This is a genomic window from Microbacterium sp. PI-SA-G (genome assembly GCF_057215335.1).
Genome location: NZ_CM170103.1, coordinates 1,418,728 through 1,433,458 on the forward strand (window position 1 = coordinate 1,418,728; position 14,731 = coordinate 1,433,458).

At 68.2% G+C, this 14,731-nt stretch carries 19 protein-coding genes; 3 read left to right on the forward strand and 16 right to left on the reverse strand.

All coding sequences use genetic code 11. The annotated features are described in order from the left end of the window. Positions 1 to 79 precede the first annotated feature (79 nt). Genes glmM through rplM form a run of 3 tightly spaced genes read right to left on the reverse strand, consistent with a single transcriptional unit; the run spans position 80 to position 2,412 of the window. The gene (glmM, locus tag AC2D10_RS06910) at positions 80 to 1,438 is read right to left on the reverse strand and encodes a phosphoglucosamine mutase (RefSeq protein ID WP_484711302.1); all 1,359 of its coding nucleotides are present in this window, start codon (positions 1,436 to 1,438) and stop codon (positions 80 to 82) included. 14 nt (positions 1,439 to 1,452) lie between these two features. Then, positions 1,453 to 1,938 carry a 30S ribosomal protein S9 gene (gene rpsI / locus AC2D10_RS06915; protein ID WP_484711303.1) on the reverse strand — a complete coding sequence of 162 codons (486 nt, stop codon included), beginning with the start codon at positions 1,936 to 1,938 and terminating at the stop codon, positions 1,453 to 1,455. Between the two features lie 27 nt (positions 1,939 to 1,965). Further along, a complete protein-coding gene (gene rplM, locus AC2D10_RS06920) occupies positions 1,966 to 2,412 on the reverse strand; it encodes a 50S ribosomal protein L13 (RefSeq protein ID WP_484711304.1) in 447 nt (148 codons plus the stop codon). A gap of 971 nt (positions 2,413 to 3,383) precedes the next feature. On the opposite strand from rplM, the gene AC2D10_RS06925 reads away from it, so the two are divergent. Further along, on the forward strand, positions 3,384 to 4,382 hold the full coding sequence (locus tag AC2D10_RS06925; protein ID WP_484711305.1) for a hypothetical protein: 999 nt from the start codon (positions 3,384 to 3,386) through the stop codon (positions 4,380 to 4,382). Between the two features lie 677 nt (positions 4,383 to 5,059). Here the strand turns inward: AC2D10_RS06925 and AC2D10_RS06930 are convergent. From AC2D10_RS06930 to AC2D10_RS06945, 4 genes are all read right to left on the reverse strand, one after another. Further along, on the reverse strand, positions 5,060 to 5,728 hold the full coding sequence (locus tag AC2D10_RS06930; protein ID WP_484711306.1) for an endonuclease/exonuclease/phosphatase family protein: 669 nt from the start codon (positions 5,726 to 5,728) through the stop codon (positions 5,060 to 5,062). A gap of 43 nt (positions 5,729 to 5,771) precedes the next feature. After that, positions 5,772 to 6,668: a tRNA pseudouridine(38-40) synthase TruA gene (truA, locus tag AC2D10_RS06935; protein WP_484711308.1), complete on the reverse strand. Its 897-nt coding sequence runs from the start codon at positions 6,666 to 6,668 to the stop codon at positions 5,772 to 5,774. A 30-nt stretch (positions 6,669 to 6,698) separates the two neighbouring features. Beyond that, complete coding sequence (locus tag AC2D10_RS06940; RefSeq protein WP_484711309.1) at positions 6,699 to 8,240, reverse strand: APC family permease; 1,542 nt, start codon at positions 8,238 to 8,240, stop codon at positions 6,699 to 6,701. Between the two features lie 98 nt (positions 8,241 to 8,338). After that, a complete protein-coding gene (locus AC2D10_RS06945) occupies positions 8,339 to 8,704 on the reverse strand; it encodes a winged helix-turn-helix transcriptional regulator (RefSeq protein WP_484711311.1) in 366 nt (121 codons plus the stop codon). 93 nt (positions 8,705 to 8,797) lie between these two features. On the opposite strand from AC2D10_RS06945, the gene AC2D10_RS06950 reads away from it, so the two are divergent. Continuing rightward, positions 8,798 to 9,652, forward strand: coding sequence for an SDR family oxidoreductase (locus tag AC2D10_RS06950; RefSeq protein WP_484711312.1), 855 nt, complete (start codon positions 8,798 to 8,800; stop codon positions 9,650 to 9,652). Between the two features lie 133 nt (positions 9,653 to 9,785). Here AC2D10_RS06950 and AC2D10_RS06955 read toward each other — a convergent pair whose 3' ends face one another. From AC2D10_RS06955 to AC2D10_RS06990, 8 genes are all read right to left on the reverse strand, one after another. Next, positions 9,786 to 10,151, reverse strand: a complete 366-nt coding sequence (locus tag AC2D10_RS06955; RefSeq protein ID WP_484711313.1) for a hypothetical protein — start codon at positions 10,149 to 10,151, stop codon at positions 9,786 to 9,788. Continuing rightward, a complete protein-coding gene (locus AC2D10_RS06960) occupies positions 10,133 to 10,753 on the reverse strand; it encodes an Asp23/Gls24 family envelope stress response protein (RefSeq protein ID WP_484711314.1) in 621 nt (206 codons plus the stop codon). Before AC2D10_RS06960 ends, AC2D10_RS06955 begins: the two co-directional genes overlap by 19 nt. Continuing rightward, positions 10,750 to 11,250: an RNA polymerase sigma factor gene (locus tag AC2D10_RS06965; protein WP_484711827.1), complete on the reverse strand. Its 501-nt coding sequence runs from the start codon at positions 11,248 to 11,250 to the stop codon at positions 10,750 to 10,752. The genes AC2D10_RS06960 and AC2D10_RS06965 overlap by 4 nt, the downstream gene beginning before the upstream one ends. 183 nt (positions 11,251 to 11,433) lie before the next feature. Further along, positions 11,434 to 11,895 carry an Asp23/Gls24 family envelope stress response protein gene (locus tag AC2D10_RS06970; protein WP_484711315.1) on the reverse strand — a complete coding sequence of 154 codons (462 nt, stop codon included), beginning with the start codon at positions 11,893 to 11,895 and terminating at the stop codon, positions 11,434 to 11,436. Between the two features lie 118 nt (positions 11,896 to 12,013). Continuing rightward, a complete protein-coding gene (locus tag AC2D10_RS06975; protein WP_484711316.1) occupies positions 12,014 to 12,490 on the reverse strand; it encodes a heme-degrading domain-containing protein in 477 nt (158 codons plus the stop codon). Further along, positions 12,490 to 12,783: a hypothetical protein gene (locus AC2D10_RS06980; protein WP_484711317.1), complete on the reverse strand. Its 294-nt coding sequence runs from the start codon at positions 12,781 to 12,783 to the stop codon at positions 12,490 to 12,492. The genes AC2D10_RS06975 and AC2D10_RS06980 overlap by 1 nt, the downstream gene beginning before the upstream one ends. 4 nt (positions 12,784 to 12,787) lie before the next feature. Continuing rightward, positions 12,788 to 13,117, reverse strand: a complete 330-nt coding sequence (locus AC2D10_RS06985) for a DUF7882 family protein (protein ID WP_484711319.1) — start codon at positions 13,115 to 13,117, stop codon at positions 12,788 to 12,790. A gap of 90 nt (positions 13,118 to 13,207) precedes the next feature. Further along, complete coding sequence (locus AC2D10_RS06990) at positions 13,208 to 13,654, reverse strand: MarR family winged helix-turn-helix transcriptional regulator (protein WP_484711322.1); 447 nt, start codon at positions 13,652 to 13,654, stop codon at positions 13,208 to 13,210. A gap of 186 nt (positions 13,655 to 13,840) precedes the next feature. On the opposite strand from AC2D10_RS06990, the gene AC2D10_RS06995 reads away from it, so the two are divergent. Continuing rightward, a complete protein-coding gene (locus AC2D10_RS06995) occupies positions 13,841 to 14,398 on the forward strand; it encodes a MarR family transcriptional regulator (RefSeq protein ID WP_484711323.1) in 558 nt (185 codons plus the stop codon). A gap of 84 nt (positions 14,399 to 14,482) precedes the next feature. On the opposite strand, the gene AC2D10_RS07000 is transcribed toward AC2D10_RS06995, so the two are convergent. Continuing rightward, a complete protein-coding gene (locus AC2D10_RS07000; protein WP_484711326.1) occupies positions 14,483 to 14,653 on the reverse strand; it encodes a CsbD family protein in 171 nt (56 codons plus the stop codon). Between the last annotated feature and the right edge of the window lie 78 nt (positions 14,654 to 14,731).

Sequence of the window (14,731 nt, forward strand, 5' to 3'; positions counted from 1 at the left end):
GCTGAGATCAGCGTCCGGCCGTTTTCGTTGAGTGGTGCATCGCGTTATGCGCGTCTTGCGCGACGTGCGATGCGGAATATCAGAGCGCGAGGCGCTCCCGCACGACATCGGCGAGGCGTTCGGCGTACATCTGCACCGACTCCGCATCAGCGGCTTCGACCATCACACGCACGAGCGCCTCGGTGCCGGACTTGCGCAGCAGCACGCGACCGGTGTCGCCGAGGTCGGCCTCGACCGCACGCACGGCCTCCTGCACGCCCTCATCGTCGGCCACGCGGTCCTTGTCGACCCCGCGCACGTTGATGAGCACCTGCGGATAGATCGTCATGATCGAGGCGAGCTCGGCGATCGTCTTGTTCTGACGCGCCATCTCGGCCACGAGGTGCAGACCGGTCAGCAGTCCGTCACCCGTGGTCGCGTACTCGCTCATGATCACGTGACCGGACTGCTCGCCACCCAGGGCGTAGTTGCCGCGGTTCATGTCCTCGAGCACGTAGCGGTCGCCGACGCCGGTCTGGCGCACGGTGATGCCGTGCTCGCGCATGGCCACGTGCAGACCGAGGTTGCTCATCACGGTTGCGACGAGGACGTCGTCGGTCAGCCGACCGCGCTCCTTCATCGAGACCGCGAGGATCGCCATGATCTGGTCGCCGTCGATGACCTTGCCCTCGGCGTCGACCGCCAGGCAGCGGTCGGCATCGCCATCGTGCGCGATGCCGATGTCAGCGCCCAGCCGCACGACCGCCTCAGCGAGGTTGTCGAGGTGGGTCGAGCCGACGCCGTCGTTGATGTTGAGCCCGTCGGGCTCGGCACCGATCACCGTGACCTCGGCGCCGGCGTCGCGGAACGTCTCCGGAGAGACGCCCGATGCCGCACCGTGGGCGCAGTCGAGCACCACGTGAATGCCCTCGAGCCGGTTCGGCAGCGAGCCGAGCAGGTGCACGACGTAGCGGTCCTCGGCATCCGAGAAGCGGTCGATGCGACCGACGCCTGCACCCGTGGGACGCAGCATCTCGCCGGCCATGGCCTCTTCGATGCGGCGCTCGACCGCGTCGGGAAGCTTGACGCCCCCGCGAGCGAAGATCTTGATGCCGTTGTCGGGCGCCGCGTTGTGCGACGCCGAGATCATGACGCCGAAGTCGGCATCGCGATCGGCCACGAGGAACGCCAGAGCGGGCGTGGGAATGACGCCGGCCTCGAGCACGTCGACGCCCGAAGAGGCGAGACCTGCAGAGACGGCGGCGGTCAGGAAGTGACCCGAGACCCGAGGGTCACGGGCGACGACTGCGGTGAGACGCTTGCCTTCGGCTTTGCGAGACTCCGCAGTACGGCCCTGGCCCAGGACGACAGCTGTCGCCTGGGCCAGGGTGAGCGCGAGGTCGGCGGTGAGGATGCCATTGGCAAGCCCTCGCACACCGTCCGTGCCAAAAATCGGCATCGGAGCAGTGGACCTTAACGCTTCGAGTACTGAGGCGCCTTACGGGCCTTCTTGAGTCCAGCCTTCTTGCGCTCCTTGACGCGAGCGTCACGGGAGAGGAAGCCGGCCTTCTTCAGCGTCGCGCGGTTGTTCTCCTCGTCGATGCCGTTCAGCGAACGGGCGATGCCGAGACGCAGCGCACCGGCCTGGCCCGAGGGGCCACCGCCGGAGATGCGCGCGATGACGTCGTAGCCGCCGGCGAGGTTGAGGACCGTGAACGGGTCGTTGATCAGCTGCTGGTGCAGCTTGTTCGGGAAGTAGTCCTCGATCGTACGGCCGTTGACCGTGATCGTGCCCGAGCCGGGGATCAGACGCACGCGGGCGATGGCCTGCTTGCGACGACCCACCGCGGCGCCCGGAACGCTCAGCACGGGGCGGGGAGCCGCCTCGACTGCATCGGTCTCGGGGGTCGAGGTGGAGAAGCTCTGGGGGGTTTCGGTGGTGTCCTGGATGTCAGCCACAAGTATGTCCTTAAGTCTTTACGGCGCTTACTGGGCGACCTGGTCGAGGGTGTACGTCGTCGGCTGCTGAGCGGCGTGAGGGTGCTCTCCACCCACGTACACCTTGAGCTTCGACAGCTGCTGACGGCCGATGCTGTTCTTGGGGAGCATGCCACGGATGGCCTTCTCCACAGCGCGGACCGGGTTCTTCTCCATCAGCTCGGCGTACGTGACCGACTTCAGGCCGCCCGGGTAACCCGAGTGGCGGTAGGCCAGCTTCTTCTGGAGCTTCTGACCGGTGAGCGCGACCTTGTCGGCGTTCACGATGATGACGAAGTCACCCGAGTCGATGTGGTTGGCGAAGGTCGGCTTGTGCTTGCCACGCAGGAGCGTAGCGGCGTGCGAGGCGAGACGGCCGAGAACGACGTCGGTGGCGTCGATGACGACCCAATCGCGCTGGACTTCGCCAGCCTTGGGGGTATAAGTGCGCGTCACGATAGTGCTGCTTTCTTGTGTCGAACGGAGAAGTTCGTGAATCCCACTCCGGGGTGGTTCTTCATCTCGGGCTGCAGGAGCTTGTCGAGACGGGAACACGCCAGTGGAGGGCTCACGTTCGGACGGAGACCGGTTCCCGCGCAGCGAGAAACGGCACCAAAGAGACAGCATACGCGACGCGGGGGTGTGGGGGCAAACGCGGGGGGTTCCCTCGCGCGGGGGGTCGCATCTGGCCGCATCCCGCGCCTCGAAGCGACCACTCGCGTCCCCTGCCCTTCGAGGCTCCTCACCGCCTCTCCGCAGGGGTCGCATCTGGCCGCATCCCGCGCCTCGAAGCGACCACTCGCGTCCCCTCCCCCTTCTGGGCGCCCCACCCCCTCCTCGCAGCGGTCACACGTGGCCGCATCCCGCGCCTCGAAGCGACCACTCGCGCCCCCTCCCCCTTCTGGGCTCCCCACCCCCTCCTCGCAGGGGTCACACATGGCCGCAACCCGCGCCTCGAAGCGACCACTCGCGTCCCCTCCCCCTTCTGGGCTCCCCACCCCCTCCTCGCAGGGGTTGCATCTGGCCGCATCCCGCGCCTCGAAGCGACCACTCGCGCCCCCTCGCGCTTCTGCCCTCCCCACCCCTTCCCCGCAGGGGTCGCATCTGGCCGCATCCCCGCGCCCATAGCGACCACTCGCGTCCCCTCCCCGTTCAGCCCTCCCCACCCCCTTCCCTGCAGGGGTCGCATCTGGCCGCATCCCGCGCCTCGAAGCGACCACTCGCGTCCCCTCGCCCTTCTGGGCGCCCCACCCCTCCTCGCAGCGGTCACACGTGGCCGCATCCCGCGCCTCGAAGCGACCACTCGCGCCCCCTCGCTCCCGCGCACTCGTCGTGCACAATCGGTCGCATGAGTATCCCTCCCGAGGTTCCGCAGTGGATGCTTCGCGCGGAGCCCGACGGAGGGACGATACAGCGAGAGTGTCGGGATGCCTCGCACTGCTCACCCTCTTCCCGAGACGCTCGGCGCCCGATTCTCCGTCGCGCAAGCCGCGCGCGCGGACGTATCGCGTCGGCGGCTGCGGGCGAAGGACCTCGACTCTCCCTTCCACGGAGTCCGCCGACTGCGCGTCGAGCAGATGGCCCCGGACGAGGATGCTGACGCTGGCCCGCTTGCTATCGATCGGCGCGACCGGGCGCGAGTGCTCGATCTCGCGCGGTCGTACGCCCCGATCATGAGCCCGCATGCGTTCTTCTGCGGGCGCACGGCTGCCGTCATCCTCGGCCTGCCCGTGAGGCATGGGGACGAACTCGAGGTCGCGGTGCTGTCGCCCGGGCGCGCACCCCGGGGGCGCGGCATCCGTGGCCGGCGGGTGGCCGAGCACCTCGCCAGCGTCGATCTCCGCGATGACCTGCCACTCACGACCCCTGCGACGACTTGGGCCATGCTGAGTCGAGACCTCACGGAGCGGCAACTCATCGTCGTCGGCGATGCAGTGGTGCGGATTCCGCGGGACGAGTTCGGGCACCCGCATCCGGAACTGGCGCTCGCGACGCCGGCCGAGCTGCGCGCCGCGGTCGAGGCCGGGCCACGCCCGCCGGGCACTCGACGGTTGCCGGCAGCACTCGCGGACATTCGAGTGGGCAGCGCATCGCCGTTGGAGACGGAGTTCCGCCTGGACGCCGAGGCGAGCGGGCTGCCGGAGCCGCGGCTCGATGAGGAGATCCGCCAGGACGGGCGTCTGCTCGGCATCTCGGAGTTCGTCTACGCGCAGTATCGGACGGTCGTCGAGGTCGAGGGCGATCATCACCGGACGTCGCGGATGCAGTGGGACCGAGACCTTGCGAAGTATCGCGCGTATGCGGAGGCCGGGTGGGAGGTGGTACGGCTCACCTCGCGCAACATCCGCGGCGAGCGCCCGGATGCGGTGGCCATCGCGCGGCGCGCGTTGCTCCGCCGCGGGTGGGATGGCACTTCCCTCGTGTGACCCGCCCGCCCGGAGGGGACGCAAATGGTCGCGTAGCGAGAGATGAAGCGGCCACATGTGACACCCGCGCGAAGGCGCACCTGCCCAGCCCCGCGCGAGGGGACGCGAGTGGCCGCATAGCGCGCGCGGAAGCGGCCACACGTGACACCTGCGGGGAGGGGCAGCGGCGCAGGAGCACGCGAGGGGACGCGAGTGGCCGCATGGCGAGGAGGGAAGCGGCCACCTGTGACACCTGCGCGAGGGGGGGGCAGCAGCGCAGGAGCACGCGAGGGGGCGCGATTGGCCGCATGGCGACGGCGGACGCGGCCAAGTGCGACACCTGCGGGGAGGGGCAGCAGCGCGGGGCCACGCGAGGGGACTGGGATGGCCGCATAGCGAGCGCCGAAGGGGCCAGGTGTGACACCTGCGGGAGTGGCAGCAGCGCGGGGCCACGCGAGGGGACTGGGATGGCCGCATGGCGACGGCGGAAGCGGCCAAGTGTGACACCTGCGGGAAGGGGCAGCAGCGCGCGCCCACGCGAGGGGACTGGAGTGGCCGCATAGCGCGCGCGGAAGCGGCCACGTGCGACACCTGCGCGAAGGGGCAGCAGCGCAGAAGCATGCGAGGGGACGTGAATGGCCGCTTGGCGCGCGCGGAAGCGGCCATGTATGACACCGGCGGGACGCGCAGCCCCCGCGTCAGTCCGGGCGCGCGGTGACCAGGATCGGGCGGTGGTCGCTCGAGGCCTGGGGAAGGGTCGTGATGCCGTCGATCTGGAAGCGGATGGATGTCGCGAAGTCGTAGTGCCCGCGGAAAACGCGATAGCGCGTGTAGGTGTGGTCGTCGCTGAGCGTGAGCGCGTATCCGTGGTCGCGGACGGCCTGCCCCAGGTTCTCCTTGAACACGGGGTAGTTGTAGTCCCCCACCATGAGCTGCGGCAGGTCCTTCCCGAGTTCGGCGAGAGCTGTCAGCGCGGCCCGGATCTGATGGCGCCGCAGCGAGTTGAGCGCGGTCAGCGGAGCCGCGTGGAACGACGCGACGACGATCTCGCGACCGTGGTCGATGTCGCGCAGCCGGGCGCCGAGCACACGTTCGTGCGCGGGCTTGAGCATGCGGTCGTGCAGCGACTTCTTCAGCTCGATCGCGCGGATCTCCTGCAGCTGGAAGGTGTTCGTGCGGTAGTACAGCGCCAACCCGAGCCTGTTGCCCTGCGTGGCATCGGCCAGCACCAACTCGCCGATCCGGTCGGGCAGCCCCTGCACGTCGCACTCCTGCAGGCAGAGGATGTCGGGGTCATGCGTGTTCACCAGTGCGATGAGCTCGGTGGCGGCACGGTGCTTGCGCAGGTTGTACGAGATGACCTTCATGACCGTCCCCACGCTACTCGTCGCACCTGTGCCTCGGCTCCGTTCACGCCTCGTGTCCCCCAGCAATCTGCGGAGCATCCGCCACGGCATCCGCCACGGCATTCGCATCGCGCCGCGCCCGCGTCTGCTCGGCCCGCGCGCCCAGCAGCTCGTCGGCGGGGTACCCGACCTCGGTGAGGATCAGCCCCCGCGCCGCGAGCACCTTGAACTCGCTGGTGCGGGTGAGGGCGTCGCGCAGCACCACGACGTCGTCGACGTCGAGCCGCCCCTCGCCCACGGCGACGCACGCGCCGACCAGTGCGCGCACCATGCTGTGGCAGAACGCGTCGGCCTTGACCTCGGCGACGAGAACTCCCTCGGCATCCCGCTCCCAGCGGTAGTCGAGCAGCGTGCGGATGGTCGTCGCCCCCTCGCGCGGCTTGCAGTACGCAGCGAAGTCGTGGAGTCCGATGAGGGTGCGTGCGGCAGCATCCATCGCCTCGACGTCGAGGTGCCCGCGCACGCTGGTCGTGTCGTGGCGGCGCAACGGGTCGAAACCCGCGCCGAGGTCGGCCAGTCGGTAGCGGTAGCGCCGCCACACCGCCGAGAAGCGGGCGTCGAAGCCCTCGGGCGCGACCGACGATCGCGTCACCGTGACGTCGGAGTACGCGCCGAGCACTCCACGCAGACGCGCGGCGAGTGTCGCCGCCGGGTCCTGCGGCGCACGACTGCGACGCGCTTCGAGGCGAGACCACTGCGCGTCATCGAGGTCGAGGTGCGCGACCTGGCCGCTCGCATGCACCCCGGCGTCGGTCCGCCCGGCGACCACGAGCCGCACCTCCGACCCGACGATGCGCGCGAGCGCCGCCTCGAGCGTGCCCTGCACGGTACGGAACTGCGGCTGCAGCGCCCATCCGCGAAAATGGGTGCCGTCGTAGGCGATGTCGAGCCGGATGCGCACGGATCCAGCTTAGGACGCAGGCGTGCGGCGTCAGATCCCGCCGTCGATCGATCGGATCGTCACACTCGGGTCGTCGGGCACCATGACCTGGGTGTCGCGGTTGAGGCTCTCGCCGCGGAAGAACCGCTTCGACCGCGGGAACGCGTACCAGGCGAACATCAGCACGAGTCCGAACGCGAGCGAGCCGATGCCGATCACGAACGTGCCGCCGATACCGAAGAGCACCGTGTAGCCGTAGTCGACGTCCCACATGTCGATCGCCGACTGCACGAACGCGTACGTGAGCATGAGGGCGCCGATCAGCGGGAACAGCCCCTTGAAGAAGAACTCTCGCGCCGAGCGCGTGAGGTCCTTGCGGAAGTACCAGACGCACGCGAACCCGGTGATGGCGTAGTAGAACGCGATCGCGAGACCCAGCGAGAGGATCGAGTCCTGCAGGATGTTGTCGCTGATCAGCGTCATGCCCACGTAGTACACCGAGGCGACGACGCCCATCACGATCGTCGAGAACGACGGCGTCTTGTACGTGGGGTGCACGTCCTTGAACTTCGCCGGAAGCGCGCGGTAGACGCCCATCGCCAGCGTGCCGCGGGCCGTGGGGAGGATCGTGGTCTGCGTCGACGAGATCGCCGAGATGATCACGGCGACCACGAGCACCCAGCCGAACGGGCCGAGCAGGCCGTCTTTGATCGCGAGGAAGAAGTCGTCGGCGTTGGCCTCGTTGCTCAGTCCCGTGCCCGTCTCGCCGAGTCCGGCGTACATCATCGCGGCGATCGTGACGCTCACGTAGGTGACGAGCAGGATGACGGTGGTCAGAAGCGCCGCGCGTCCGGGAATCCGCTTGGGGTCCTTCGTCTCCTCGTTCAGCGCGAGGCAGGTGTCCCAGCCCCAGTAGATGAAGAGGGCGAGCAGGATCGCCTCGATGAAGCCCGAGTAGTCGGTGAACGCGAACGGGTTCAGCCACTCCCAGTCGAACGGCGTCGCGTTGGGGGCGTCACCGGAGAAGAACTGCCACAGCGCCGCGACGATGAAGATGACGAGCGCGAGGTACTGGATGCCGAGGAGGATGTTCTGGATGCGCTCGCCGATCTCGACGCCGCGCCAGCTGACCCACGTCATCGACGCGATGAAGAGCACGGCGACGAGGATGATGCGCCAGTCGTTGTTCTCGAGGTCGAAGCCGATCAGCGACCAGAAGTAGACCGAGGCGATCTGCGCGAGGTTCGCCAGCACCACCATGCCGGCCACGGCGACACCCCAGCCGCCCATCCAGCCGACCCACGGGCCGAACGCCTTCGTGCCCCACGTGAACGTGGTGCCGCAGTCGGGCACCGCATTGTTCAGCTCGCGGTATGCGAACGCGATGAGGAGCATCGGGATGAAGGCGATGATGAACGCGATGGGTGCCTGCGCACCGACGGCGAGCACCACGAAGCCGAGCGTGGCGACCAGGGAGTACACGGGAGCGGTGGAGGCGAGTCCGATGACGGTCGAGCCCCAGAGTCCGAGTGTGCCGGTCGCCAGTCCTTTGCCGTCGGGTCGTTCCAGGCGGATTGGCGTGGTTGCTGACATGTTCAGAACAGTAGGGGTGACTGCGGTATCGAGTCAATCCTTTTCTTCGGACGACCGATTCCGCACCAGACACCCGTTGCGACGACGGATTCCGCAGGTCAGCGGCGACCGAGCATCCCATCAGCGTGATCGGCGACCCACCCCACGAGCGGCAGCATGCGCTCCATGAGATCGCGACCCAGCGGGGTGAGGCTGTACTCGACGTGCGGGGGCACCGCGGGGAACGATTCCCGATGCACCAGGCCGTCGTCGGCGAGGGTGCGGAGGGTCGACGCGAGCATCTTCTCGCTGATGCCGTCGACCGCGCGGCGCAGCTCGCCCCACCGCAGGGTGCCATCCGACAACGCTGACAGCACGAGCACGCCCCACTTGCTCATGATGTGGTCGAGGACGACCCGCGTGCCGCACCCCTGCTCGAAGACCTGCGGAGAAGCGGCCTTGATCTGCGCAAAACTCACCGTCATGTATGTACCTTACGTCGAAGTGGGTACCCTCCGGCTGGAATGTTCTGAACCCCCCGAGCGGTTGTCGGTGATGTCACTTACGAAAGGACTCTTATGACCATCCTCGTCACCGGCGCCACCGGCCACCTCGGTCGCCTCATCATCGACAGCCTCATCGAGCGCGGCACGCCCGCTTCCTCCGTCATCGCCGGCGTGCGCGACACCGCCAAGGCCGACGACCTGGCCGCCCGCGGTGTCGCGGTCGCCGTGGTCGACTACGACCGCCCCGAGACCGTCACCGCCGCCCTCGAGGGCGTCGACTCCGTGGTCCTCGTCTCGGGCTCCGAGGTCGGTCGTCGCGTCGCGCAGCACCAGGCCGTGATCGACGCCGCAGCCAAGGCCGGCGTCACGAAGTTCGTGTACACGAGCGCGCCGAAGGCGCCTACCAGCGACCTCGTGCTCGCCCCCGAGCACAAGGCAACCGAAGAGCTGATCGCCGCCGCGGGCCTGCCCGCCGTGATCCTGCGCAACAACTGGTACACCGAGAACTACGCCGCAGACGTGGCCCGTGCGGCAGAGACCGGTGTGCTTGCCGCGGGTGTCGGCGACGGACGTGTCGCCTCGGCCAGCCGCAAGGACTTCGCCGAGGCCGTCGCGGTCGTGCTGCAGGAAGACGGTCACATCGGCCAGGCGTACGAGCTCGGCGGCGACGTGGCGTGGAACTACGACGACCTCGCCGCGGCGATCGCCGAGGTCATCGGTCGCCCCGTCACCTACCAGCGTCTGACGGCTGACGAGCAGCGGGCAGCACTCGCCGCCGCAGGGCTCGACGAGGGCACGGTCGGATTCGTGGTCGCGCTCGACGGCGGGATCCGCGACGGTGCACTCGCCGACACCGACGGAACGCTGGCGCGCCTGATCGGCCGCCCCACCACGCCGCTCATCGAGGGCCTGCGCTCGATCGCCTGAGCCACACCGATCACCGGCGGCGCGAGCTACCGCTCACGACCAGCTGCCGCTCACGAACAGAAGGTGCCGTCTCCTCTCGCGGAGAACGGCACCTTCTGCGTCTGTGTCCTGCACAGCAGCCCTGAGGCAACCGTCAGGAGGCCTCACGTGACTGCACGTAGACGATCGTGAGGGCGATGCGTTCGCGCAGCACTCCCTGCGCGGTCAGCAGCGCGTCGATCGCACCGTGGGCATCGCGCAGCGTGTCTGCCGCGTTGCGGGTGGCGTCGATGCCGATGGACGCCTCGACGGTCATTCCGAGCGCACCGCGGCGGACCGAGATCAGAGGCTCCTCAGCGCTGCGGACTCCGAGCGCCACGGCACCCGCGCCGATCACGTTCGAGATCAGCGATCCGGAGCGGTACACGCTGCGGACCCCCGGTGTCGCGCGCACGGCGGCTTCGATCTCGGCGGTGAGCGCCGCGTTCGACTCGGCCGTCATCAGTTCTGCTCCGTCCACGACGACACCTCCCGGATGTCCTTGATCGCGATGTCGATCGCGACGATGTTCAGTGCGGTGTGCGCGTGCAGCCGCTCGGCGACCTCGGCGCGCAGGCGCTCGGTGACCCGCAGGATCGGATCTCCGTAGAGCATGCTCGCGTCGATCGCGATGCGGATCGACGCGTCGGGCACCGTCACGTCGCCCTCGAGACGACAGCGCCCGACCAGCAGGCCCGGCACGGCGTTCTCGGCCGAGCGGATGAGTCCGCGCACCGCGCCCTCGGTGATCCCGAGGTCGATGTTCGGCTCCACCGACTCGAACGGGATGCGGCGTCCGGCGCGGGCGTCGAGCGCGATCCCTCCGAGGATGCGGTCGACCCAGCTCTGGTCGACCTCGGGTGCCGCTGCGGCATCCGCTTCGATCAGCTCACCGCCGAGCCCCTGCAGGCGTTCGAGGGCGTCGAGAGCGAGTTGACAGCCGGGCGACTCCTCGATCGAGGCGTCGCGCGGCTGGCGACCGGCCTCGAGGTAGTCGGTGAGCTCGTCGAGAGTGTGCCCGTCGAGATCACTCGGGTCGAGACCGAGCGGCTTCAGCTCAGGGATGTCGTGGTCATCGGTCATCGCCACTCCTCCATCCGTACGATCATGAACTTGCGCGCACGGGCCAGCAACCCCCGTGCGGTCGAGGTCGAGATGCCCAGCTCCTCGGCGATCTCGTCGTACGAGTAGCCTCCCATCTCACGCAGCACCCAGCATTCGCGTTGTGCATCGGGGAGCTCGCGCAGGGCGGCACCGAGGGCGGCCACGCCGGCGCGTGCCTCGGCGATCTGCGCAGGCGTCTGGTTCGACGGCGCGGGGCCGTCGATGTCGTCGACGTCGAGCAGCGGACGCAACGCACGGATGCGGTCGACCGCCTTGCGGCTGACGATCCGCATCAGCCAGCTCTTGACCTTCGAGGGGTCGTCGAGCTCGGAGAAGCGCTGCCAGGCGGTGACGAAAGCCTCTTGCACGATGTCGTCGACGTCGGACGACGCGTTGAGCATCCGCTGCGTGTATGCGCGCATCAGCGGGGTGTACCGGCGTACGAGAACGGCGAACGCCTCGACGTCGCCGTCCATGGCGCGGCCGGCGACGATCCCGTCGTCTGCCTGTTCGAGCGCACTGCGAAAACGTTCAGACACCTGCCCACTCCCTCATCGCCGTCACCAGAGCAGTTCGGAGCAGACGCGCCGTCGGATGGGAGGGGAGCCCGCAGGAACCCCTCCCATCCGACGCGGCGTCGCCTCGACTCCGGCATGCGATCACTGCACTCGTGTGTCTGCGGAGACCTCGACGACCTCGACCTCATCCTCGTCGTCGTCCGACGGGATGTGCACGTCGTTGATGGTGACGTTGATCTCGACGACGTCCTTGCCCACCAGCTCGACCAGCGCGCTGTTGACCGATGCGCGCACGTCGGCTGCCACCTTCTGCAGCGACACGGGGTACTCGGCGACGATCGTGATGTCGACCGCGATCTGCGTCTCGCCGACCTCGACGCTGATTCCCTGCGTCAGGTCGGTGGTGTTCAATGCGTCGCGGATGGCACCGACCATGCGTGCCGCTCCCCCACCGAGCGCGTACACACCGGGGACCTCGCGCGCCGCGATGCCGGCGATCTTCGCGACCACTCCGTCTTCGATCGTGGTCGTGCCGACCGCGATGCCCTTCGAGGGTGCGCCGACCTCGGTCTTGACCTGCGTGCCACCAGTCGCGTTCGCCATCATGTGCTCCTTCATGCGGGTTGCCGCCTCGGTTCAGAGAACGGGTCGCGTGTGTGCGACACCACTAAGACGGATGAGGTGCCCGAATCGTCACAGATTCGCGCGAAATACTTCGATCTCATTCCGCCGACAGCAGCGCGAGCGCCTGGACGACGAGGTCGTGGTCGTCTTCGGAGCTGAGGCCAGAGACGGTGGCGACGGCGACGACCCCCACCCCGCGCACGCGCACCGGCACGGCTCCCCCGGCGAGCGCGTACACGGTCGGGTCCAGCCAGCCGGGCTCGAACATGTCGCGGGGACTCCCCGCCGAGCGAGCCTCGAGCAGCGCGGTGCTGGCCTCGAACCGCAGCACGGCCGCCGTCTTGCGCCGGACCCACTCGTCGTTGTCGGCGGTGGCTCCGGGCAGCGAGGCGTGGAACAGCACGCCCGTGGCCGTGCGCACATCGACGGCGACGGGCAGCGACTCCTGCAGCGCCCGTTCGACGATCGCGCTGCCGAGACGCCAGGCGTCGCGGCGATCGAACCCGTCGAGTTGCAGTTCGACGTGCTCGGCTTCGAGGCGCTCGAGCCAGGTGGCCGCCGTGGCCGCCTGCATCACGGCATCACCGAGAGCCGCGAGAGCAGGCTCTGCAACGGGCGGGCCTGGACATCGGTGCGGACCGTCTCGTCGGCGTTCGCCGACAGGACTCCGGTCTTCGCCGCATCGACACTGTCGAAAGCCCCGAGGAAATCGGAGCGCTCACCGAAGGCGGTGATCGAACCGTCCGGAGCGACCGTGACGGACCCGAGGTAGCGGCCGTGGTCGTTGCCCACGTGGAATCCGCGCTCGACCTCGACCCACAGCGCTTTCGGGCGGGTCGTCATCATGCGCTTCGTCATCGACTCCATGGCTTCAGGCACCCACTGCATGCAGGCGTCGCGTCTGACGGACCGGGCGGACCTCGCCCACCACGCGCTCGTCGGCCAGATCGATCCCGCCGGTGGAGGCGGCGGCATCCATCAGCGACGTCAGCAGAGAACGCTGCAGGCTGACTTCCTCGTCCAGCTCGAACTGGATCGGGATCGATGCGTGGATCCAGAACGTGGCACGTGCCTCTTCGCTCGTCGGAACGGTGAGCGCGAAGGACTCGTTGCGACGGAGCTTCGTGACGGTGACGGTCCGGAGATGAGCCAGCAGATCGTCGTCGATCTCGACGGCCGCGTCGTTATTGGCGTATCTCATCTGGCCCATGATTCCTCCCGGTAGGTTTCTATCCGAGATTAGATTACTAGATTAACTAGCTATCTTCGCAAGGAGGATTTCGGAGTCGAATCAGGGCAGGTCGGCGATCTCTTCAGAGAGGCGGCGGAGGAACCGCACGACGGAGTCGAGGTGCTCGGGGCTGAATTCGTCGGCCACGATCTCGACACGACGCGCGAGATCATCGGTCGGCGAACGGAGGTCACCCAGCGACGGCCGCAGCACCTTTGAACGGGCGTCGTCGGGATGCGGGGCGACGACGATGTGGCCGCGCTCCTGAAGGCGACGGATGAGACTGGTGATGGCCGCCGTGCTCACACCGAGATGCGTCGCGAGGGCACCCGGGGTCGCCGGAGCGTCGGCCGGGGCGGCACTGATGAAGCGCATCGCAGCGCGATCGGTGTCGTTAGGGGCACGCATCGCGGCGAGGCGACGCATGAACTGCGCGTCGGCGCGCCGAAATTCCTCGACGCCACTCACCACCTCATGCGTCGACAGCCTCGTGTCGGTCACCATCATCGTCACCTCTGTAAAGTTGCTTTGCCATGCTACTCGTTGATCATGTAGTAAGGCAGGCTAGCAAACCGGTCGCTCGCGGACGCAGGCGCAATGGGATGATGGACACGGCCCTGGCGCCGGCGAGATGCTGGATCACGAACAGGCAAGCGAGCAGAATCGCTCGCGTGACAACGGGGAAGTGGCGTGATGGGGCAACCCGAGGAATTCACTCGCTCGGGGTACTGGTACCCCGACAGCAGCACGGCGAGCACGGTCGACGTGCTCAACATGCTCCGTCGTTACCGCGGCGCCGAGACCGAGATGCGCGCGCGCACCCGCATCTCGATGAAGATGAACGAGACCGACCTCCTCGCTCTGCGCTTCCTGCTGCGCGAACACCGCGCCGAGCGCATCGTGCGCCCGATCGACATCGCGCGGGCTCTCGACATCTCCACCGCGTCGACCACGACCCTGATCGACCGCCTCGAGAAAGGCGGCCACGTGCGGCGCGAGGCGCACCCGACCGACCGACGAGCCAGTGTCGTCGTGCCGACCGTCAGCAGCGACGAAGAGGTCAAATCGACGTTGGGCGCCATGCACCGCCGCATGCTCGCCCTGGTCGACGAGCTCACCGATGAGGAGCGCGCGACCGTCACCCGCTTCCTCGCGGGGATGACACTGGCGATCGAGGAGGCGACGGACCTCGATCAGGAGCTGCGCGACGTGATCCGCTCGCACGAGGGATCCGACGCCACCGAAGAATGACGCCTCTCCGATCCGACACGGGCCCAGACGCACTTCGGGGAGACGGCATGTCGCCGCCTCCCCGAAGTCATTCGCGCTGCGTGGTTACTTGAACGCGTCCTTGACGTTCTCGCCGGCCTGCTTCACGTTGGACTTCGCCTGATCGGTGCGCCCCTCGGCCTCGAGCTTCTCGTTGCCGGTGGCCTTGCCCGCACCTTCCTTCGCCTTGCCGGCGATGTCTTCTGCGGCGTTCTTGATCTTGTCATCGAGTCCCATGGGGGGCTCCTTTCTTCGTGGCGGTCTGAAAGGAGAGGACGAATCCTCGGGAGACACGTTACTCGCCGAACTAGTGAG